At 73.5% G+C, this 19,797-nt stretch carries 18 protein-coding genes; 4 read left to right on the plus strand and 14 right to left on the minus strand.

Going from position 1 to position 19,797, the window contains the following annotated elements; translation table 11 throughout:
• Nucleotides 1-36 precede the first annotated feature (36 nt).
• The 4 genes from ACGFH9_RS11705 to ACGFH9_RS11720 form a co-directional block, all read right to left on the minus strand.
• Entirely contained in the window at nucleotides 37-519 is a 483-nt protein-coding gene (locus ACGFH9_RS11705) for a DUF1992 domain-containing protein (protein ID WP_393217571.1), read from the minus strand.
• Nucleotides 520-613: 94 nt separating this feature from the next.
• Nucleotides 614-1,435 (minus strand): SDR family NAD(P)-dependent oxidoreductase, encoded by an 822-nt coding sequence (locus ACGFH9_RS11710; RefSeq protein ID WP_393217572.1) that lies wholly within the window; start codon nucleotides 1,433-1,435, stop codon nucleotides 614-616.
• Complete coding sequence (locus ACGFH9_RS11715; protein WP_393217574.1) at nucleotides 1,432-2,733, minus strand: flavin-containing monooxygenase; 1,302 nt, start codon at nucleotides 2,731-2,733, stop codon at nucleotides 1,432-1,434. The genes ACGFH9_RS11710 and ACGFH9_RS11715 overlap by 4 nt, the downstream gene beginning before the upstream one ends.
• 56 nt (nucleotides 2,734-2,789) lie before the next feature.
• Nucleotides 2,790-3,437, minus strand: coding sequence for a TetR/AcrR family transcriptional regulator (locus ACGFH9_RS11720; RefSeq protein ID WP_393217576.1), 648 nt, complete (start codon nucleotides 3,435-3,437; stop codon nucleotides 2,790-2,792).
• 57 nt (nucleotides 3,438-3,494) lie between these two features.
• Here ACGFH9_RS11720 and ACGFH9_RS11725 point away from each other — a divergent pair, with 57 nt between their 5' ends.
• The 3 genes from ACGFH9_RS11725 to ACGFH9_RS11735 all read left to right on the plus strand — a co-directional run bounded on the left by ACGFH9_RS11725 (nucleotide 3,495) and on the right by ACGFH9_RS11735 (nucleotide 6,589).
• On the plus strand, nucleotides 3,495-4,847 hold the full coding sequence (locus ACGFH9_RS11725) for an MFS transporter (RefSeq protein ID WP_393217577.1): 1,353 nt from the start codon (nucleotides 3,495-3,497) through the stop codon (nucleotides 4,845-4,847).
• Between the two features lie 26 nt (nucleotides 4,848-4,873).
• The gene (locus ACGFH9_RS11730; RefSeq protein ID WP_393217579.1) at nucleotides 4,874-6,061 is read left to right on the plus strand and encodes a hypothetical protein; all 1,188 of its coding nucleotides are present in this window, start codon (nucleotides 4,874-4,876) and stop codon (nucleotides 6,059-6,061) included.
• A gap of 186 nt (nucleotides 6,062-6,247) precedes the next feature.
• Entirely contained in the window at nucleotides 6,248-6,589 is a 342-nt protein-coding gene (locus ACGFH9_RS11735; protein WP_046564157.1) for an RNA polymerase-binding protein RbpA, read from the plus strand.
• Between the two features lie 60 nt (nucleotides 6,590-6,649).
• Here ACGFH9_RS11735 and ACGFH9_RS11740 read toward each other — a convergent pair whose 3' ends face one another.
• The 9 genes from ACGFH9_RS11740 to ACGFH9_RS11780 form a co-directional block, all read right to left on the minus strand.
• Entirely contained in the window at nucleotides 6,650-7,174 is a 525-nt protein-coding gene (locus ACGFH9_RS11740; RefSeq protein ID WP_393217580.1) for an FxsA family protein, read from the minus strand.
• A 62-nt stretch (nucleotides 7,175-7,236) separates the two neighbouring features.
• On the minus strand, nucleotides 7,237-8,046 hold the full coding sequence (locus ACGFH9_RS11745; RefSeq protein ID WP_393217582.1) for a polyprenol monophosphomannose synthase: 810 nt from the start codon (nucleotides 8,044-8,046) through the stop codon (nucleotides 7,237-7,239).
• 34 nt (nucleotides 8,047-8,080) lie between these two features.
• Nucleotides 8,081-9,691 carry an apolipoprotein N-acyltransferase gene (gene lnt / locus ACGFH9_RS11750; RefSeq protein WP_393217638.1) on the minus strand — a complete coding sequence of 537 codons (1,611 nt, stop codon included), beginning with the start codon at nucleotides 9,689-9,691 and terminating at the stop codon, nucleotides 8,081-8,083.
• A gap of 585 nt (nucleotides 9,692-10,276) precedes the next feature.
• Complete coding sequence (locus ACGFH9_RS11755) at nucleotides 10,277-11,608, minus strand: glutamate mutase L (RefSeq protein WP_393217584.1); 1,332 nt, start codon at nucleotides 11,606-11,608, stop codon at nucleotides 10,277-10,279.
• A 100-nt stretch (nucleotides 11,609-11,708) separates the two neighbouring features.
• Nucleotides 11,709-12,116 carry a hotdog domain-containing protein gene (locus ACGFH9_RS11760; RefSeq protein WP_393217585.1) on the minus strand — a complete coding sequence of 136 codons (408 nt, stop codon included), beginning with the start codon at nucleotides 12,114-12,116 and terminating at the stop codon, nucleotides 11,709-11,711.
• Nucleotides 12,113-12,862 carry an OAM dimerization domain-containing protein gene (locus ACGFH9_RS11765; RefSeq protein ID WP_393217640.1) on the minus strand — a complete coding sequence of 250 codons (750 nt, stop codon included), beginning with the start codon at nucleotides 12,860-12,862 and terminating at the stop codon, nucleotides 12,113-12,115. Before ACGFH9_RS11765 ends, ACGFH9_RS11760 begins: the two co-directional genes overlap by 4 nt.
• 65 nt (nucleotides 12,863-12,927) lie before the next feature.
• The gene (locus ACGFH9_RS11770; protein ID WP_393217586.1) at nucleotides 12,928-14,487 is read right to left on the minus strand and encodes a lysine 5,6-aminomutase subunit alpha; all 1,560 of its coding nucleotides are present in this window, start codon (nucleotides 14,485-14,487) and stop codon (nucleotides 12,928-12,930) included.
• Nucleotides 14,488-14,509: 22 nt separating this feature from the next.
• Complete coding sequence (locus ACGFH9_RS11775) at nucleotides 14,510-16,075, minus strand: amidohydrolase (protein WP_393217587.1); 1,566 nt, start codon at nucleotides 16,073-16,075, stop codon at nucleotides 14,510-14,512.
• A 4-nt stretch (nucleotides 16,076-16,079) separates the two neighbouring features.
• The gene (locus ACGFH9_RS11780) at nucleotides 16,080-17,129 is read right to left on the minus strand and encodes a zinc-binding alcohol dehydrogenase (protein ID WP_393217642.1); all 1,050 of its coding nucleotides are present in this window, start codon (nucleotides 17,127-17,129) and stop codon (nucleotides 16,080-16,082) included.
• Between the two features lie 153 nt (nucleotides 17,130-17,282).
• Here ACGFH9_RS11780 and ACGFH9_RS11785 point away from each other — a divergent pair, with 153 nt between their 5' ends.
• Nucleotides 17,283-18,674 carry a KamA family radical SAM protein gene (locus ACGFH9_RS11785; RefSeq protein WP_393217589.1) on the plus strand — a complete coding sequence of 464 codons (1,392 nt, stop codon included), beginning with the start codon at nucleotides 17,283-17,285 and terminating at the stop codon, nucleotides 18,672-18,674.
• 25 nt (nucleotides 18,675-18,699) lie between these two features.
• Here the strand turns inward: ACGFH9_RS11785 and ACGFH9_RS11790 are convergent, their stop codons facing one another.
• Nucleotides 18,700-19,380, minus strand: coding sequence for a polysaccharide deacetylase family protein (locus ACGFH9_RS11790; protein ID WP_393217591.1), 681 nt, complete (start codon nucleotides 19,378-19,380; stop codon nucleotides 18,700-18,702).
• Nucleotides 19,381-19,797: the final 417 nt, after the last annotated feature.

Raw genomic sequence — 19,797 nt, forward strand, 5'->3', positions numbered from 1 at the left:
TTCGGGACCGTACGGATCTGTTCGGTGGGGCCGAGGTCAGCGCCGGCGACCCCAGCGCAGCCACCAACTCCGGCGGGCTCGACGCGCCGGGGCGACGGCGGCACCCGGCTCGGTGGTGGTGCTGGCCTCGGGACGCGTCCGTTCGGCGCGCCAGCGATGTACCACCTCGTCGGCGTTCACCGGCCGGATCGCCACCCGGGGACCGTCGGGGTTGCGCAGCCAGGCGACGATCCGCGCGTTGAGCTGCGCCACGAAGGCCCGCACGGCCTGTTCGGTGGGCAGGTCGCGGACCTCGTCGGGGACCTGCTCGATGTGGCGACGCAGTTGCAGGGGGGTGGGCAGCAGCAGGTGACTGGGCAGCTTCTCGCGCTCCAGGAAACTCTTGATCCACCACGACTCGTCGTACGGCATGCCGCGCCCGGGGATCGGCTTGCCCATGCCGGCCAGGTTGTCGAACTCGCCGCGTTGCACGGCCCCCCGGATCTGCGCCTCCACGGCTGCGTCCCACGCCTCGGTCACCCTGCGGCACCTCCCCTGGCAACGGTAACGCCGCCACCGGCGGGCGACGCGTGCTGTAACGGATCAGCGCGGCCGGGCCGTCGACAATTCCCGCTCAGCCGAGGTCACGGTGCCGGCGCAGCATCCCGGCGGCCAGCGGCGCGGCGTCCAGGTCACCGGCGGCGAGGCGCGCGGCGAGGGTACGGCGTACCAACCGGTCGGCCAGCGCGGGCGCGTGCCGGCCGACGGCCAGCTCCAGCCGGCCGCGTCGGGTGGTCGCCACGTCCCGGGGCGCCCGCCGGGCGGTGGCTGCACGCAGGATCGCCGCGACGACACCCTCGACGGGCTCGGGGCGGGACACTCCCCGCAGGGACAGCCCCGCCTCGGCGGTGCTGTCGTGGATCGGTGAGGCGACCATGCTGGGGTAGACGACACTCACCCCGACGTGGGTGCCCACCTCGTGGCGCAGCGCGTCGGCGTACGCGACGAGGGCCCGCTTGCTGACCCCGTACGCGGCGGCGAGGGGCAGTGGCAGCACCGCCATCCGGCTCGCCACGAAGATCACCCGCCCCCGTGCGGCGACCAGTGCCGGCAGCGCGGCGGCGGTGGTCCGCCAGGCGGCCAGCAGGTTCACCTCCAACTGCTGGCGGACCACCTCGTCGGGCGGCAGTTCGGCCGGGGCGGGACCACCCACCCCGGCGTTGTTGATCAGCAGGTCGAGCCCTCCAAGCCGTGCGACGGCCTCTCGCACGGCGGCGGCGACTGCCGCCGGGTCGGTCAGGTCACAGCCGAGCACCGGCGGATCGTCGTCGGCGCGGGCGTGCAGGTCGAGCCCCACCACCCGGGCGCCATCGGCGCGCAGCGCCACACCGAGGTGCCGACCGAAGGTGCCGCTCGCCCCGGTGACGAGGACCCGCCGACCGGTCAGGCTCGTCACCGCCGGGCTCCGGCGTTCAGCTCCCGGGTCAGCTCGGCCAGGTACGCGTCGAAGTCCACCCGCATCGCCGGGCGTCGGTGACCCCAGCGGGCCGTCGCCGCCCGCAGCTCGGCCCGGCAGGCGGCCCGCTGCCGCGCCGGGTCGGGCAGGGCGTACCGGCCGGCGAGCTGCGCGGCGATCAGCTTGGCCTGTGCCTCGACCAGCGGGAACGCCGAGCCGGTGGACTGCATCAGCCCCACGAACGTCAGCCCGGGGGCCTCGGGGTGGAACACGTGCCGGTACAGCGCGAGGGTGTCGGCCCCGCCGCCCAGCAGCTCGGGCGGCAGGAACCCGATCTCCACCCGGTAGCCGGTGCACCAGACGATGATTTCGACCTGGTCGGCGCGACCGTCGGTGAACTCGACCCGGTCGCCGTCCAGGGCCGCGACGCCGGGGCGGGCCTCGACGTCGCCGTGGGTCAGCCGGGACAGCAGGCCGTCCGAGAGCGTCGGATGGTCCTGCAGGAAGCCGTGCGTCGGCGCGGGCAGCCCGTAGCGGGCGGGGTTGCCGACGGCGGTGGCGAGCATCGTCTGGCTGATGCGTTGGCGCAGCCGCCACGGAAGCCGGCAGGCCAGCGCGCCGTTGAGGGTGTCCGAGGGGCGACCCAGCAGGTACTTGGGCACCACCCAGACGCCCCGGCGCAACGACAGCAGGGTCCGCTCGGCGACGTACGAGGCGTCGACCGCGATGTCCATCGCCGAGTTGCCGCCGCCGACGACCAGGACGCGTCGGCCGGCCAACTGCTCGGGGCCACGGTAGTCGTGGCTGTGGATCTGCTCGGCGGTGCTGGTGCCGGGGTACGGCGGGTCGGGCAGCCGGGGCACCCGGTTGTGACCGTTGGCGACGACGACGGCCTCGACGGTGACCTCGACCGGTCCCTCCGGCCCGGCGGCGACGACAGTCCACCCGCCGTCGGATCGCCGGGTGACCCGCTCGACGGTGTGCCGCAGGCGGATCGCGTCGCGCAGCCCGAACCGGTCGGCGTAGTCGCCCAGGTAGCCGGCGACCCGCGTGTGGTCCGGGTAGTCGGGCCAGTCCGCGGGCATCGGATGGTCGGCGAACTCGGTACGGCCACGGCTGGTGTTCAGGTGCAGCGTCCGGTACGCGGGCGAGTCCGGAGCCCCGTACACCCAGAGGCCGCCGACCTGGTCGGTGGCCTCGAAGCAGACCACGGCGACGTCGGCGTCGCGCAGTGCCTTGACGGCGGCGAGGCCAGCCGCGCCGGCGCCGATCACCGCAACCCTGGGTCCTGCCCGCATCGTCGCCCCCACGTAATCCAACGTCCGATGGATAATCGTCGGGCGGCGGCGGCTCGTCAAGAGCCGGTCGGCCCGTACAGGGCGGTCAGGAAGCGGTGCACGAAGGCCCGGAACTCGCGGCGCTCCCGGGCGGCCGGCGCGCCCCCGGCCAACGCCACGACGTGTCCGTGGGTGGCCCAGACCAGGCTGCGCACGGTGATGTGCGGGGTCGGCTCGGCCAGCGCGCCGGCCGCCGCGGCGGCGGTCAACAGCTCCGCCACCAGCCGGTAGAGCGGCTCGGCGTAGCGCTGGTCCAACTCGGCGTGCCGCTGCGGCTCCAACCAGCGTCGCAGCCACAGCGCGGTGGTCTCCGGGTGGTCCTGGAGGAAGTCCACGAACACGTCGACCAGGTCGTGCAACGCCCGTCGGGCCGTGTCCGGGCCCGCGTCGAGAGCTGCGCGGGCCCGCTCGGCGGCCTCGGTGAGGACCTGCCGCTCGACGGCGAACACGCGCGCGAAACACGCCTCGTAGAGCGCTGCCTTCGTACCCGTGTGGTGGGCGACCGTGGCGACGTCGACCCCGGCGGCGGCGGCGACCTCCCGCAGCCCGACGGCGTCGAAGCCACGCTCGGCGAACAGCGCGGTCGCGGCGGTGAGCACCACCTCGCGGGTCGGCCGGGTCTCGTCGCGCCGGGGCCGGCCCGGGCCGCGTCGGGGCATGGTCATGGCCGCCATTGTGCCCCTAGAATCCAGCAACTGTTGGATTTTCGAGAGGATGCGGCGATGACCGGGCTCGACCGGCGGCCCACGGCCGCCACCGACGCGGCGTTGCCCCGTGGTCCCCTGGCCGGGTTCGCCGCCGGGTCGCTCGGCATGGGTGTCTGGGTGACCGTGCCCGGCCTGCTGCTGCTCTACTTCCTCACCGACGTGCTGGCCGTCGGGCCGTGGTTGGCCGGTCTGGCGCTCCTGCTGCCGAAGATCGCCGACGTGCTGCTGCACCCGTGGGTCGGGCATCGCGCCGACGTCGAGCGGGCCCGCCGGGGCGACCGGCGACGGCTGCTGCTGCTCGGCTGCGCCCTGCCGGTCGCGTTCGCGGCGCTGTTCGCGGTGCCCGGCGGCCTGACCGGCGGGCCCGCCGCGGCGTGGGTGGCGGTGGCCTTCGTCGCCGGCAACCTGCTCTTCGCCGCCTACCAGGTGCCCTACCTGGCCACCCCTGCCGACCTGCGCATCGGCTACGACGAACGCACCCGGCTGATGGCGTTCCGAATGGTCGTGCTGACCCTCGGCATCCTGGCCTCCGGGCTGCTGGCCCCGCTGCTGACCGGCGGCGACGCCGCGACCCGAGGCGGCTACCAGCGCATGGGCGTGGTCCTGGCCATCGGGATGCTGGCCGCCATGCTCGTCGGCGTGGCCGGCATCGCCCGGCTGCGCGGCGCCGCGCCGAGCACCACCGCGCCGGGACACGGCGGGTGGCGTGCCCTGCGCACCGCCCTGCGCGACAAGCAGTTCCGTCCGCTGGTCGCCGCCTACCTGGCCATGTCCACCACCACCCACCTCGTCCTGGCCGGGGTGCCCTACTACGCGGAGTACGCGCTGCGCGCCCCCGGCATGACCACGGTGCTGGTGGCCGCGTTCGTCGCACCGGCGCTGCTGGTCACGCCCGCCTGGCTGGTGCTGGCCCGCCGCGTCGGCAAGCAGCGGGCCCTGCTCGGCGCGCAGGGCGCGTTCGCGGTCGGGTCGCTCGTGCTGGCGGTGGGCCGCCCCGCCGGCCTGCCGGTGCTCGTCGGCGCGGTGGCGGTGCTCGGGGTCGCGTTCGCCGGCATGCAACTGCTGCCGTTCTCGATGCTGCCCGACGTGATCCGCGCAGCCGGGGACACCACCGGGGCGGGCACCTACACCGGCGTGTGGACGGCCACCGAGGCCACCGGCGCGGCTCTGGGCCCCTACGCGTACGCCCTCTGCCTGGCCGTGGGCGGTTTCGTGGCGTCGAGCGCCGGTGAGTCACCGACGCAGCCGGACGCGGCGCTCGCGGCGGTCCGCTACGGATTCGGGCTGCTGCCGGCGGTGGCGATGCTCGCCGCGCTGCTGCTGCAGCGCCGCTACACCCTGGACGAGACGGCCCGGGCGGCGACCTGAGCGGCCGGCACTAGACTTCGCCCTCGATGGACGCCCCGCTCACCCCCACCGAGACCCGCCCGTGCGCCCACTGTGGACGGCCGGTGCCGCAGCGGGCCGGCGCGGGCCGGCCCTTTCGCTACTGCCGCGACAACGACGGCGCCTGCCAGCGCGCCTCGCGCAACAGCCGGATGCGCCACCGCAACGCCCCCGGCCTGCCCGGGCAGGTGGCCCGCACGTGGGAGGCGGTGGACCGACTCGACCAGGTCGTCGAGACGTTGACCGAGGCGTTGCACGCCGAACTTTCCCCGGTGGGTGTGCAACGGCAGCTCGCGCAGGTCCGCGCGGAGGCCGCCACCGAGATCGCGGCCGCGCAGACCGAACGCGACGAGGCCCGCGACGACGCCGAGACCGCGTCGGCCGACGCGGCACGCGCCCGCGAGCAGGCCCGCGCCGCCCGCGCCGAGGCCGACGACGCCGCGCGGCACGCCGGGGCTGCCGCGGACCGCGCCGACGCGGCCGGCGAACGCGCCCAGCGGGCCGAGGCCGCCCGCGACCAGGCCCGCCACGACGTCAGCGCCGCCGAGGCGCTGCGCACGCAGGCCGAACACGACCGTGACCAGGCCCGCGCCGAGGTGCGTGACCTGCGGGCGGAACGCGACACCGAACGCCAGCGCGCGGCCGACCTGACCGTCGAGCGGGACGCGGCGCGCGCCGACGCCGAGCGGGCCAGCCGGGATGCCGCCGAGGCGGGCGAGCGGGCCGCGCGGTGGCAGGCCGAGGCGCAGGACGTGCGGCGTCAGATCGACCAGGCCCGCGCCGACGCCGCGCGTACCCGCGCCGAGGCGGCGGACTCCGCCCGGGCCCGGGAGCAGGCCGAGCGCGCCCGGGACCGGGCCCAGGTCGCCGCCGCCGAGGCCGACGACGCCCGGCAGGAGGCCGCCGAGCTGGCCGCCCGGCTGCGCGCGGAGCTGACCGCCGCGACCACGCAACGCGACGCTCTCGCCGCCGACCTCACCGCCGCCCGGCAGGCCGCGGCCACCGCCGAGGGCCGGCTCGCCGCCCTGACGGTACGACTCGACGCCGCCGAGGCCGACCGGGACGTCGCCCAGCGGCGGGTGGCGCAGCTCGGTGATCAGGTCAGCGATCTGGCGCTGGCGCTGGCCCGCCTCGGCGCCGCCGCCCCCGCCGGGGCGGGCGCTTCCGACCCGGGTGCGACACCGCCGCAACCTTGACCACATCCGGGCCGTTAACATCCCCGGTGGCAGTCACGACACGCCACCGCCGTGGCGTCCCGGTCCCGGCCGGCTACCCTTGGTTCCGGCCCGCCCGTGGACGCCTCACGCCCTCGGGCGGGAATGGGGCGACGGGAACGCGCCGTTACACCCAGAAGACCAGCACCACGAACGAGGGAGTCGATCATGGGCGAGCGTATGCTGCGCGGAAGCCGGCTGGGCGCGGTCAGCTACGAATCCGACCGCAACACGGAGCTCGCGCCGCGTCAGACCCGCGAGTACCTGTGCGCCAAGGGCCACCAGTTCGAGGTGCCGTTCGCCGTCGACGCCGAGGTCCCGACGACCTGGGAGTGCAAGTTCGACGGCAGCGTCGCCCGACTCGTCGACGGCAGTGAGCCGGAGCAGAAGAAGGCCAAGCCGCCGCGTACCCACTGGGACATGCTGCTGGAGCGGCGCTCGATCGCCGAGCTCGAGGACATCCTCGCCGAGCGGCTCCAGGAGGTCCGTACCCGCCGCGGCCGCGCCTGAGCCGCACCCGCACGACACGGCGCCCCCGGGAAACCCCGGGGGCGCCGTCGTGTGTGTGGATCAGTTGCGACCGGGCTCGACGATCTCACCCTCGATCGCCCGGCCTCCGTCGACGACGACCGGCTGCTCCGGTTGCGGACGCGGTGTCGGCTGCGGGGCACCCTGACGCACCCGGACCGTACGCGGCCCGAACAGGTCACCGGCGACCATCGACGACACCCGCCGCTCGGCGATGCGTTGCACCCCGGCGCGGGCCAGACGGCGCACCGGGGGCACCATCAGCAACAACCCCACCAGGCCGCTGACCAGGCCGGGTGTCGCCAGCAGCAGCGCACCCGCCAGCCCGACGAGCCCGTCGGTCACCTGCCGTCCCGGTGGCTGCCCCGCCTGCGCGGCCGCGCGGAACCCGCGCCAGGCGCGCATTCCCTCGCGGCGCAGCAGCACCAGCCCGAGCAGGGACGCGGCGAACACCAGCAGCACCGCGGCGCCGAACCCCACCGCCCGGCCCACGACGACGAACACCGCAAGCTCCAGCACCACCGTCAGCAGCAGGGCCAGCGGCACGAACCTCAGTCCTCGGCGCATCTCACCTCATCGCCATCCCGCGGCACGACACGAACCGCACAACCAGCATGACACGGCCGCGCTCACGGCCACCGCACCTGACCGGTGGGGGTGCCGTTCAGGCTGCGACGTACCGCCTGCCGCCGGTCCCGCACACCCCACGTGGTGATCCGCCACAGCGCCTCGGCGACGATGCGCGGGCTCATCTTGCTGTCGCCGCGTTCCCGCTCGGCGAACGTGATCGGCACCTCCACGATCCGCACCCCCGCCTGGTGCGCCAGCCGCGACAGCTCCACCTGGAACGAGTAGCCCTGCGAGGTCACCGACCCCAGGTCGATGGCGTCCAGGGCGCTGGTCCGGTACACCCGGTAGCCGCCGGTGGCGTCGGAGACGGGCATGCCCAGCGCGAGACGCGCGTACAGGTTGCCGCAGCGCGACAGCAGCAGCCGCCGCAGCGGCCAGTTCACCACCTGCGCGCCGCTGGTCCACCGCGACCCGATCACCACGTCGGCGTCGCGGGCGGCGTCCAGCAACGCCGGCAGGTCCTCCGGGGCGTGCGAGCCGTCCGCGTCCATCTCCACCACCGCGTGGTAGCCGCGATCACGCGCCCACCCGAACCCCGCGAGGTACGCCGCGCCGAGGCCCTCCTTGCCCCGGCGGTGCAGCACCTGCACCTGCGGGTCGCCGTCGGCGAGCGCGTCGGCGATCGCGCCGGTGCCGTCGGGGCTGTTGTCGTCGGCGATGAGGATCCGCACGGCGGGGGCGGCCCGACGGACCCGACCCACGATCGCCGCGATGTTGTCGGCCTCGTTGTAGGTGGGGATCACCACGAGGACGCGGCCCACGCCGGGCACCTCGTCCGGACGCCGGATGGTGTCGGTCGCCTGGATCACGGTTCCTCCGCTCCCGCCGGCGTACCGGCTGCTGCTATGCGGGCACGACCCGCTGGCGGCGGCGCAGCACGCCCGCGCCGGCCAGGGCGGCCACCGCCAGCCCGGCGAGGGCCACCTCCGGCCACCAGCCGAGGCGGGTGGCGAGCGTACGCCCGCTGTCGAGCCGTAGCTGCCGCACCACGACCTCCCGGGTGTTGAACCCGGTGGCATCGCTTACCCGCCCGTCGGGGGCGACGAACCCGGACACCCCGACCGTGGAGGCCATCAGCGCCGGCCGACCGTGCTCGACGGCCCGCAGTCGCACCATGGCCAACTGCTGGCGGGCCTCCGCCTCGTTGAAGGTGGCGTTGTTGGTCTGCACCACCAGCAGCTGCGCGCCGCCGGTGACGGTGTCGCGGACCACCTCGTCGTAGGCGACCTCGAAACAGATCACGTCGCCGAGGACCGCCGGGCCGGCGCGTACCACGCCCGGGGTGCTGCCGGCCACGAAGTCGCTGCGGATCAGGTCGACCTTGTCGCTGACCCGGCGCGCGATGTCCCGCAGCGGCACGTACTCGGCGAACGGCACCGGGTGGCGTTTCGCGTAGAGCTGCGCCATGTCGGCGCCGGTGCCGGGCTGCCACAGCATGCCCGCGTTGCGGACCTGTCCGGGGCCGGGCCCGAGCAGCACCGCGCCGACCAGGATGGGCGCGCGGATCGCGTCGGCGGCCTGGGAGATGCGGGCCCCGGCGGTGGGGTTACGCAGCGGGTCGATGTCGCTGGAGTTCTCCGGCCACACCACCAGGTCGGGTTGCCGTTCGGCGCCGGCGGCGACCCGCGCGGCCAGCTCCAGGGTGGCGTCCACGTGATTGTTCAGCACAGCCTGCCGTTGGGCGTTGAAGTCCAGGCCGAGGCGCGGCACGTTGCCCTGCACGATCGCCACGGTGACGGCGTTGCCGCCGCCCTGCGCGGCGACGGGCACCAGCAGGCTCACCGTGCCCACCGCCACGACGACAGCGGCCGGTACGGCAGCCGGCAGCCACCAGTCGGTCCGGGCCCCGTGGCGGGCCGCCCAGCCCCGCCAGACGGCGGCGACGAGCAGACCACCGGTGACGGCCACCGCGAAGGTGACCAGCGGCGCGCCGCCGAGGGCGGCCAGGCGCAGCAGCGGCGAGTCGTCCTGGCTGAACGCGAGACGCCCCCACGGGAACCCGCCGAACGGGGTGCGGTCGCGCAGCGCCTCCTGCCCCACCCACAGCAGCCCGGTCAGCGCCGGCCACTCCCAGCGGCCACGGTCGGCCAGCGGGGACACCCAGGCGGTGGCAGCGCCGAGCAGCGCCACGTAGCCGGCCTGCAGCAGGGACAGCAGCACCCATGGCAGGTAGCCGGTGTGCAGGTTCGTCCAGGCGAGCATCGGCGCGAACAGCGCCACCCCGGTGAGGAAACCCAGGCCCGCGCCGGCGCGCATCCGTCGCCGGTGCGCGGCGGCGGCCAGCAACGCGACGCCGACGGGCGCGAGCGGCCACACCCCGTAGGGACGGAACGCCAGCAGCAGGGCCAGCCCGGCGACGACGGCCATGGACGCGGCCACGCGCAGCGGCAGCGGCCGACCTGCGGCGACCGGCTCGCGCAGCACCGTGGGGGCGTGGCTCTCGTCCCGGTCCAGGGTCGTCACCGCAGCTTCACCTCGATCACCCGCCGAAGGCTACCCGGCCGCCATCGGGGCCCCACCCCACCTCGCCGATCTTGCACTTTCTGCGCCGACACAAGGGGCATTCCCGCCCATCTCACCAATCGAAACTGCAAGATCGGCGAGGGGGTGGGGTGTCGGGTGTGGGGGTGGGAGTAGGGGGGTGGGGGTGAAATCGGGGCGCGGCTTGCGCCGCGCCCCGATGCTCCCAGGCCCTTCCCGGCCGGTGGGGCGAGAATGGGGCACGCCGACCTTCGGACCGACCAGGCGGTTGACTGGCTGCCCCCGCCGGGCCGTTGTCTACTGGCCGTGCACCTCACCCTGCCCGTACACCGGTAACCGCGGCCGGTTCGCGCCGCCCCGCCGACCCCCGCCCGCTGGACCTGGCCGCCGCGACGATGACGCTGAAACAAGTCGCTCGGCCAGCGGACGAAGGGACGAAGCGAACAACAGCCGCTTCCCGTGGTAGGACTCAAAGACGGTACGTGCTGCACCCCGCCTCCTGTCAACCCACCCCCGGCCTGTCGTGTGTTGCGCCACGGCGTGTCGGGTCGGCGTGTCTCACTGGGTGCCCAGATGGTGACGCAGCAACGCCTGCGCCGCCGCCCGGTGCTCCTCGGCGAGCAACCCGCCGGCGGCCAGCACGTAGTCGACGTCCACGGCCGCCCTTGCCGCACGGGGCAACGCCCACCCGCCCGCGTGGTCGCCCAGCACCGCCGCCAACACCTGCCCGGACGCGTCGACGGGCGCGTGCCGCAGCACCCCACCGGAGCCCACCAGCAGACGCACGTCGCGCAGGTCCCGCCCGGCCCGCTCGCCGGTGGCTACACCACGGGCGTGCCGGCGCAGCGCCACCGTCGCCGCCAGGGTGGCGATCCGCGCGTCCACGGCCCGTTCGACGTCGTCGACGGCCAGGAAGGCCGGGTCGGCCGCACGCCGGGCAACGGCCTCACCGAGGTCGTCGGCGTCGGTGAGCAGGCGCTCCTCGACGGCGGCGCGGACGACACCAGGGGCGCTCCACCGCATGCCCAGATCGCCCTCGACGGTGCGGGCCCGCCACAGGCTGCCGGCGACCTCCCGGCCCGGCCCGGTGACCCGCTCGTCGGGCGTGAGGACCGAGTACACGTCGGTGGTGGCCCCACCCACGTCGACGACGGCCAGGTCACCGCCGATGGTGTCGGCGAGCACCTCCACCCCGGTCAGGACCGCGTCGGGCGTGGCCGCCCGGACCAGGCGGGTGAAACGGGTACCCCGGGACAGCCGTTTGCCGCCGATGACGTGCCGCAGGAACACCGCGCGGATCGCCGCGCGCGCCGACGCCGGCGCGAGGACCCCGATACGCGGCAGCACGTTGTCCGCGCCGCTCACCGGCACCCCGGCGGCCTCCAACAGCCCGATCAGCTCCGCACGCACGTCGGCGTTGCCGGCCAGGACGACGGGTGTGCGCCAGCGGGCGCGGGCCAGACGGGCCGCGTTGTGACAGATCGTGTCGGCGTCGCCGCCGTCGGTCCCACCCACCAGCAGCACCACGTCCGGGCGGGCCGCCCGCAGTACGGTCAGGGCCGCCGCGTCGAGCCGCCCGGCGGCCGTGTGCACCACGTGCGCGCCGGCCGACAACCCGACCCGCCGGCCCGCCTGCGCCGTCACGAGGGCCTCGTAGCCGATCACGGCGAGCCGCAACCCACCGCCGGCCGACGAGCAGACGTACCACGGCACGTCACGCGCCCCGAGCCCGGCGGTGGCCGCCGTGACCGCGGCGTCCAGGCCGCGCAGCACGTCGCTGCCCACCGTGGTGGGCGCGGCCGCCGCACCCACCAGGACGCCGGCGGCCAGGTCCACCACGGCCGCCTTGGTGTACGTCGAGCCGACGTCCGCGCAGACCGCGAGGGTCATGGGTTGCCCTGTTCGCGGCTGCGGGGCTCGCAACCCCGGCTCACTCCTCGCGACTCACTGTGTCTGCCCTGTTCGCGACTGCGGGGCTCGCAACCCCGGCTCACTCCTCGCGACTCACTGACCCGGCGGGTACGACCACGGTGCCGGTCGCGGTGACCGCCACGATCGGCGGGTCGAGGACCTCGGCGGCGGACTCGGAGCGGTCCGGGCGGCCCCGGCACACCACCGCGCAGCTCAACTCCAGGGTCCGGCTGCGACCGCCCACCCGCGACACCTGCGCCGTCACCTCGACCACGTCACCGGCGCGGATGGGCGCGGTGAACCGCACGTCGGAGTACCCGGCGAACAGGCCCTCGTCGCCGTCGGTGCGGATGCACACCTCCGTGGCGACGTCACCGAACAGTCCCAGGGCGTACGCGCCGTCGACGAGGTTGCCCGCGTAGTGGGCGTGCGCGTAGGGCACGTACCGTCGGTGCGTCACCGTCAACCCGAGCCGTGCGTCGGTCATGCGTTCGCCTTCCGTCGCGTGATCAGGGCGTGCACCAGGTAGCTGGCCACCTCGCCGGGGGTGGTGCCCCGACCGAAGATCCGGTCGACGCCCAACTCGTCGGTCATCGTCTCGTCGAAGCGGGGACCGCCGACGATCAGCAGCGGCCGCCTGCCCGCCGGCATGGCCTCCCGGAACGCCGCCGACATCTCCCGCGTGTTGTGCAGGTGCGCGTCGCGTTGCGTGACGACCTGCGACACCAGCACCGCGTCGGCCTTCTCCGCCCGGGCCGCCTCCACCAACTCCGGCACGCTGACCTGCGCGCCCATGTTGGTCACCTTCAGCTCCCGGTAGTACTCCAGGCCCTTCTCCCCCGCGATGCCCTTGACGTTGAGGATCGCGTCGATGCCCACGGTGTGCGCGTCCGTGCCGATGCACGCACCTACCACGGACAGCTTGCGCCGCAGCCGCTGCTTGATCACCGTGTTGACGTCCTTGGCCGACAGCAACGCGAAGTCCCGCTCCACCACCTGCACCACGTCCAGGTCGACCAGGTGGTTGACCCGCCCGTACACGACGAAGAACGTGAACCCGTCGCCCATCGGTTTGGCGTGCACCACCATCGCCGGGTCGATGCCCATCTTGTTCGCCAACTGCACCGCCGCGCCCTCGGCCCGCTTGTCGTGCGACACCGGCAGGGTGAACGACACCTGCACCATCCCGTCACCGGTGGTGTCCCCGTACGGACGCACGATCTGCTTGCTCACGCCGCCGCGAAGCGGTGGTGTGAGCGTCGGGCTGCTGTGCTGGCCGGTTCGCTCGCTACGCTCGCTCACGCCGCCGCCTCCAGGATGTCCGTGGCCGGGTTGTAGTAGTCGGCCTCGTGCGCGGCGACCCCGTCGCGGCCCTTGCCCCGGTCCGCCGGCCGCTTCATGATCCCGAACGTGCCCTCGGCGATCGCCGTCAGCAGCGTCTGCTCCCCGATGCGCTCCAGCAGATCCAGGGCCTCACCGAGCACCTGGTTGGCGCGGCGACGGATGAACCCGCCCGCCGCCGGCACGAAGTCCTCGTGCAACCCACCGGCCGCGCCCAGCACGTACCGCACGTTCTGCAGGGCGATGTCCCGGTCGGCCAGCCACGGCGTCACCACCGCCTCGGTCATCATCCCCACCAGCAGGATGCCCTGACCGGTCAGCGTGCCCGCCAGGTTGAAGAACCCGTCGAGCAGATTGCCCCGGAACACGTCACCGGTCATGTGCTTCGTCGGCGGCATCCACTTCAACGGCGCGTCCGGAAACAACTCCCGCGCCAGCAGGGCGTGCGCCAACTCCAGGCGGAACGACTCGGGCACCTCCGGGTTGATCTCGAACGCGTGCCCCAGACCCAACTGCCAGTCCGCCAGGCCCGCCTCGTGCGCGAAGAACTCGTTGAGCAACTGCGACACCGTCACCGTGTGCGCCTCGTCCACGGCGTCCGCGGTGGTCAGGTAGTTGTCCTCACCGGTGTTGATGATGATCCCCGCCCGGGCGTGGACCTGCCGGGAGAACCGCTGGTCCACGAACGTGCGCACCGGGTTGATGTCGCGGAACAGGATCCCGTACATCGAGTCGTTGAGCATCATGTCGAGCCGTTCCAGCCCGGCCAGGGTCGCCATCTCCGGCATGCACAACCCCGACGCGTAGTTGGTCAACCGCACGTACCGGCCCAACTCCTTCGACGAGTCGTCCAACGCCGCCCGCATCAGGCGGAAGTTCTCCTGCGTGGCGTACGTGCCGGCGAACCCCTCGCGCGTCGCGCCCTCGGGCACGTAGTCCAGCAGCGACTGCCCCGTCGAGCGGATCACCGCGATCACGTCCGCTCCCGCGCGCGCCGCCGCCTGCGCCTGCGGGATGTCCTCGTAGATGTCCCCGGTCGCCACGATCAGGTAGATCCACGGCCGCTGCTTCGGATCACCGTGCCGCTTGACGAGCCGGTCGCGCTCGGCGCGTCGCCGGTCGATACGGCGGATACCCGCACCGACGGCCCTGCGCGCCGCCGACCGTGCCGTCGTCGCCGCCCGCCCCGACGGCACACCGAACCGCACCGACCCGGCAGCGGCCTTCTGCGCCAGCAACGTCACGTCGGTGCTGCCCTCGCGGACCAGCGCGTCGAACACCGGCGCCGCCACCCCGTGACCCAGGCCCACGTCCGCGACGACCGCGTCGACCAGCCGGTTCACCCACGGGATACCCTCCGGGTCGGCGCCGGTCACCCCGGCCAGCCGCAACACCGCCCGCTCCACCGACACCGTCGTGTGACTACGCGCCAGGTCGACCACCGGCTGACCGGCCCGACGCGCCAACTCCCGCGCCCGCGCCACCAACACCGGATCAAGATCAAGCTTGCCGGTCACGCCACACCGCTCATCTGCTCGCTCACGAAGACCCTTCCTCGTAAATGACCTCGCCGCGCAGCACCAGCCGCCGACACACCGGCAGCGGCGTCGGATCGTCCGGCCCCCGCAACTCCGGATCCTCCGCCAGCAGCACCGGCAGGCCCCGCTCCACGCCCGCCGGCGTCGACCACACCGCGAACGTCGCCGGCGCACCCAACGCGAGGACACCCTCGACGTCCAGGTGCACCGCCCGCCACCCACCCCGGGTGTGCGCCGCGAACGCCGCCCGCACACTCATCCGCTGCACCGGGTTGTGATGCGCCGCCGCCGCCCGCACCGACCCCCACGGGTCCAGCGGCGTCACCGGCGAATCCGACCCGAACGCCAACGCCACCCCCACACCGTGCATCGCGCCCATCGGATTCGACTCCAACGACCGGTCGAGACCCAGCCGCGCCTCGTACATCCGACCCGCGCCGCCCCACAACCTGTCGAACGCCGGCTGCATGCTCGCCACGATCCCGTACTCCACGAACCGGGCGATCATCCGCTTGTTCATGATCTCCGCATGCTCGATGCGGTGCCGGGCCGCCCGCAGCCGCTCCACACCCAGCGTCGCCGCCGCCGCCGCGAAACCGTCCAGGACCGTGCCGATCGCCGCGTCACCGATCGCGTGGAACCCGCCCTGCATCCCGTGCGCCGCGCAGTCCACCAGGTGATCACGCACCTGCTCGACCGACAGGTACCCGTGCCCGCAGCCGTCACCGTCGCCGTACGGCTGCGACACGTGCGCCGTGCGCGAACCCAACGCCCCGTCGGCGAACAGATCCCCGCCGGCGCCCACCGCGCCCAACTCCCGGGCCCGCGCCGCACCACCCAACTCACCCCAGTACCCGTACACCTCGGGCACCCCCGCCCCCGAGATGCCCAGCAGACCGGTGAAGTCCTCCTCGTCGGAGATCTCCGGACCGCCACACTCGTGCACCGCCGCGATGCCCAGCGACGCCGCGTGCGCCAACGCCACCCGCTGCGCCGCCACCCGCTGCGCCCGCGTCACCGACCCCTGCGCCGCCGCCCGCACCACGTGGTGGGCATCGCGGCGCAGCCAACCCGAAGGGTCGTAACCGGCCGCGTCCACCACCTGCGGGCACGCCGCCAGCAACGCCGACGACACCAACGCCGAATGGATGGACGCCTGCGACAGGTACACCCGCCGGCCACCGGCCGCCCGGTCCAACGCCGCCGCGTCCGGCAACGCCTTGTCCGACCAACCCGACTCGTCCCAGCCGTGCCCCAGCACCACCGCGTCCGCCGGCAGACCCGCCGCGAACCCCGCCACCGCGTCCAGCAACTCCCCCGCCGAACGCACCCCGGACAACTCCAGCCCGGACAACGCCAACCCGGTGTCCGTCGCGTGCACGTGCGCGTCCACGAACGCCGGCGTCACCAGCGCCCCGGCCAGGTCCACCACCCGGTCGGCCGACGGCGCGTCACCGTCGGTGCCCAACCAGGTGATCCGCCCACCGGACACCAGCAGCGCGGTCGCGCTCGGGTCGGCCGGACAGTGCAGCACGCCGCCGCGATACAACGTCGAGGGGTTCGTCATGACCTCAGTCTGCCGCCACCCGCGCCGCGAACAGCCGACGCACCCCCGGCTCGCCGCGCAGCAACCCCAACGCCAACTCGGCGTGCCCCGGCACGTACCCGTTGCCCACCAGCATCGTCACGTCCGCCGCCAGCCCCTCCGCACCCAACGCCGCCGCCGAGAAGCTCGTCGCCATCGAGAAGAAGATCACCGTGCCGCCGTCCGCCGTCGCCAGGACCGCCCCGTGCTCACAGCCCGGCACGTCCACGCAGACCACCGTCACATCCGCCGGCGTACCCAACGCCGTGGTCACCGCCGTGGACAACCCCACCGGATCACGCGCGTCGGCCAACGCCACCACCGACGCCAGCCCGGCCGCCGTCAGCGCGTCGCGCTCCGCCGCCACCGGAACCACCCCGACGGTACGCGCCGCCCCCGCCCGCCGCGCCGCCGCGAGCGACAGCGACCCGCTCTTGCCCGCACCACCGACCACGGCCACGCTCACCGGCGTCGGATCGCCCGCACGCCGGCGCTCCTCGACGTAACGCGACACCACCCGCGCGGTCAGCGCCGGCGCCCCACACACGTCCAGGACCGCGAGAGACAGCTGCGGATCCTCGTCCTCGGGCAGCACCGCGGCGATCGACCGCGCGAACAGGATCGCCCAACCGTCACACGGCACCTGCTCGCTGCGCCCGTCCCAGCGCGCCAACCCGTCGGTGATCACCAACGGCGTCAGCGTCAACGACACCAGCGTGGCGACCCGCTCCCCCGCCTTCAACCCCAACGGGGAACGCCGACCCGCCTCCTCGACGGTGCCGATCAGCATCCCCCCGGAGCCGGTCACCGGGTTCTGCATCTTGCCCCGCGTCGAGATGATCTCCAACACCTCGGCGCGGACCGCGTCACCGTCACCGCCGTGCTTCTCCGACAACTGCCGGAAACTCGCCGCGTCCAGGTTCAACCGCTGCACCCGGATACGCACCTCGTTCGGCGCGATCGCCGCCGACGCGTCCAGGCGCCACGCCGCCTGCGGCAGCACCCCCGCCGGTTGCACGACGCGGTGCAGACCCACCGGTGACGTCACGCCGACCTCCCCTGCCCAGCCGCTCGAAGCCCCGGCCAGGGCTCGCGTAACGGGAAAACTTACGGCAGACTAATTTCTTCGCCGGATATTTTCCACTAGCCTTCGAGCTTCGATGATCCACCGCACCACCGAGGAGGGGCCGTGACCCAGACCATCCCGCAACCCCGTCACGCCCCGGTCGCCACACCGACCGCCGGGCAGCCGTACGAATACCACCGCCGCCCCCTGGTCGAACCCGACTGGACCCGCTTCCCCGGCTGGCGCACCGTCACCCGCGACCAGTGGGAATCCGCCCAGTGGCAGCGCGTCAACTGCGTCAAGAACGTCAAACAGCTCCGCGCCGTCTTCGGCGACCTCATCGACGACAGCTTCCACACCGACCTCGAAGCCGACCAGAAGACCCAGGCCACCATGTCCATGCTGGTGCCGCCACAAATGATCAACACGATGGTGCCGTTCGCGCCGCTGACCACCGAAGCGCTGCTCGCCGACCCCATCCGCCGATACATGATCCCGGTCGCCTCCGACCGACGCACCGACTGGCCCTCACACCCCTACGCCAGCCGCGACAGCCTCCACGAGCACGACATGTGGGTCGCCGAAGGCCTCACCCACCGCTACCCCACCAAGGTCCTCGCCGAACTGCTCTCCACCTGCCCCCAGTACTGCGGGCACTGCACCCGCATGGACCTCGTCGGCAACTCCACCCCCGCCGTCGACAAGCTCAAACTCACCCTCAAGCCCGTCGACCGCTACGACGCCCACATCGCCTACCTCAAGGCCCACCCCGGCGTCCGCGACGTCGTCGTCTCCGGCGGCGACGTCGCCAACGTCCCCTGGCGCAACCTCGAGTCGTACCTCATGCGGTTGCTGGAACTGGAGACGGTCCGCGACATCCGGCTCGCCACCAAGGCCCTCATGGGCCTCCCCCAGCACTGGCTGCAACCCGACGTCGTCGAAGGCCTGGAACGCGTCGCCCGCACCGCCGCCCGCCGCGGCGTCAACCTCGCCATCCACACCCACGTCAACCACGCCCAGTCACTGACCCCACTGGTCGCCAAGGCCACCCAGACCGCCCTCGACGTCGGCGTCCGCGACGTCCGCAACCAGGGCGTGCTCATGCGCGGCGTCAACGCCACCACCCCGGAACTGCTCGACCTCTGCTTCGCCCTCCAAGGCGAGGCCGGGATCCTGCCGTACTACTTCTACATGTGCGACATGATCCCCAACGCCGAACACTGGCGCGTCCCCGTCTGGCACGCCCAGCAACTCCAGCACGACATCATGGGCTACCTGCCCGGCTACGCCACCCCGCGGATCGTCTGCGACGTCCCCTTCGTCGGCAAACGCTGGGTCCACATGCTCACCGACTACGACCGTGAGCGCGGCATCTCCTACTGGACCAAGAACTACCGCACCTCCATCGAGTCCGCCGACCTTGAGGCCCTCAACAAGCGCTACGCCTACTACGACCCGATCGACACCCTGCCCGCCGGCGGCCAGCAGTGGTGGACCGACCACCGCGACGACTGACGCACCGAAGGTGTTGGCCGCCCACTCAACCGGCGGCCAGCACCTCCGACAACGGCGCCGGCGTCAATCCGCGCTCGCGTAACCCGGCGAGGATGTGCGGCAACGCCTCGTCGGTCATCGCCGCGTTCGCCTCGGTCACATGCATGATCACCACCGAGCCGGGACGGACGTGGTCCAGCACGGCCCGCACCAGCGGCTTCCACGTCTTCGCGAACGGATCACCGCTGATCACGTCCCCGTCCACCACCGTCACACCCAACGGCGCGAGGGCGTCCAACGCCGCCGCGTCGTGGCACAGGCCCGGGAAGCGGAAGTACCGGGTCTGCCGACCCCCGTACGGCGCGATCACCTCGAACGTCTTCGCCACGTCGTCGGCCAGCTCGCCGACCGGCAGCCGGGGCAGGTCGTAGCAGTGCGCGGTGAACGCCGCGTGCCCGTAGGTGTGGTTCGCCAACTCGAAGCGCGGATTGCCGGCGATCCGCCGGGTCATCTCCGGGTACCGCTGCACCCACTTGCCGGTCAGGAAGAACGTCGCCGGCACCTGCTCCCGCTCCAGCAGGTCGAGAATGCGCAGGTTGGCGTACGACCGCACCCTCCCACTGCGCAGATTGGCCAGCATGCCGTCGGTCATGTCCGCGTCGAACGTCAACGCGACCCGGTCACCGGTCCGCGGGCCGTGGTTCACCACCGGCGCGCGGACCCCCACAGTCGACGCCCCGGGGACATTCGGAACCCCCAGTGTCGGAGTCCCCGGTGCCGGCTCGGCCGCCGGCGGAACCGTGGACCGGGGAGCCGCGGCCGTCGGAAGATCTGTCGGTGCGGCGGAAGGGGCCACAGGCGGGGCCGAGGGCGTGGCCGGCGAAGCGACGAACACCGGCCGCTCCGGTGACGGCACCCGAGACGCCGCACAGCCGCCAACGCCAGGCGAGGCCACCACAACCAGTACGCCACACCAGAAGAGGCGAAGCCGGGATCCGATCACGAGCCGCATCATCGCAGAAGCGAGTACCTCTCACCGCCCCATCCACCTCGCGCCGATCTTGCACTTTCGGTCGCCGGAATGAGCGAGATACCCCTTATGCCACAACAGAAAGTGCAAGATCGGCGCACCGCTCGATGATCG

It is taken from the genome of Micromonospora sp. NPDC049102 (genome assembly GCF_043197485.1).
In the GTDB taxonomy this organism is placed as follows: domain Bacteria; phylum Actinomycetota; class Actinomycetes; order Mycobacteriales; family Micromonosporaceae; genus Micromonospora.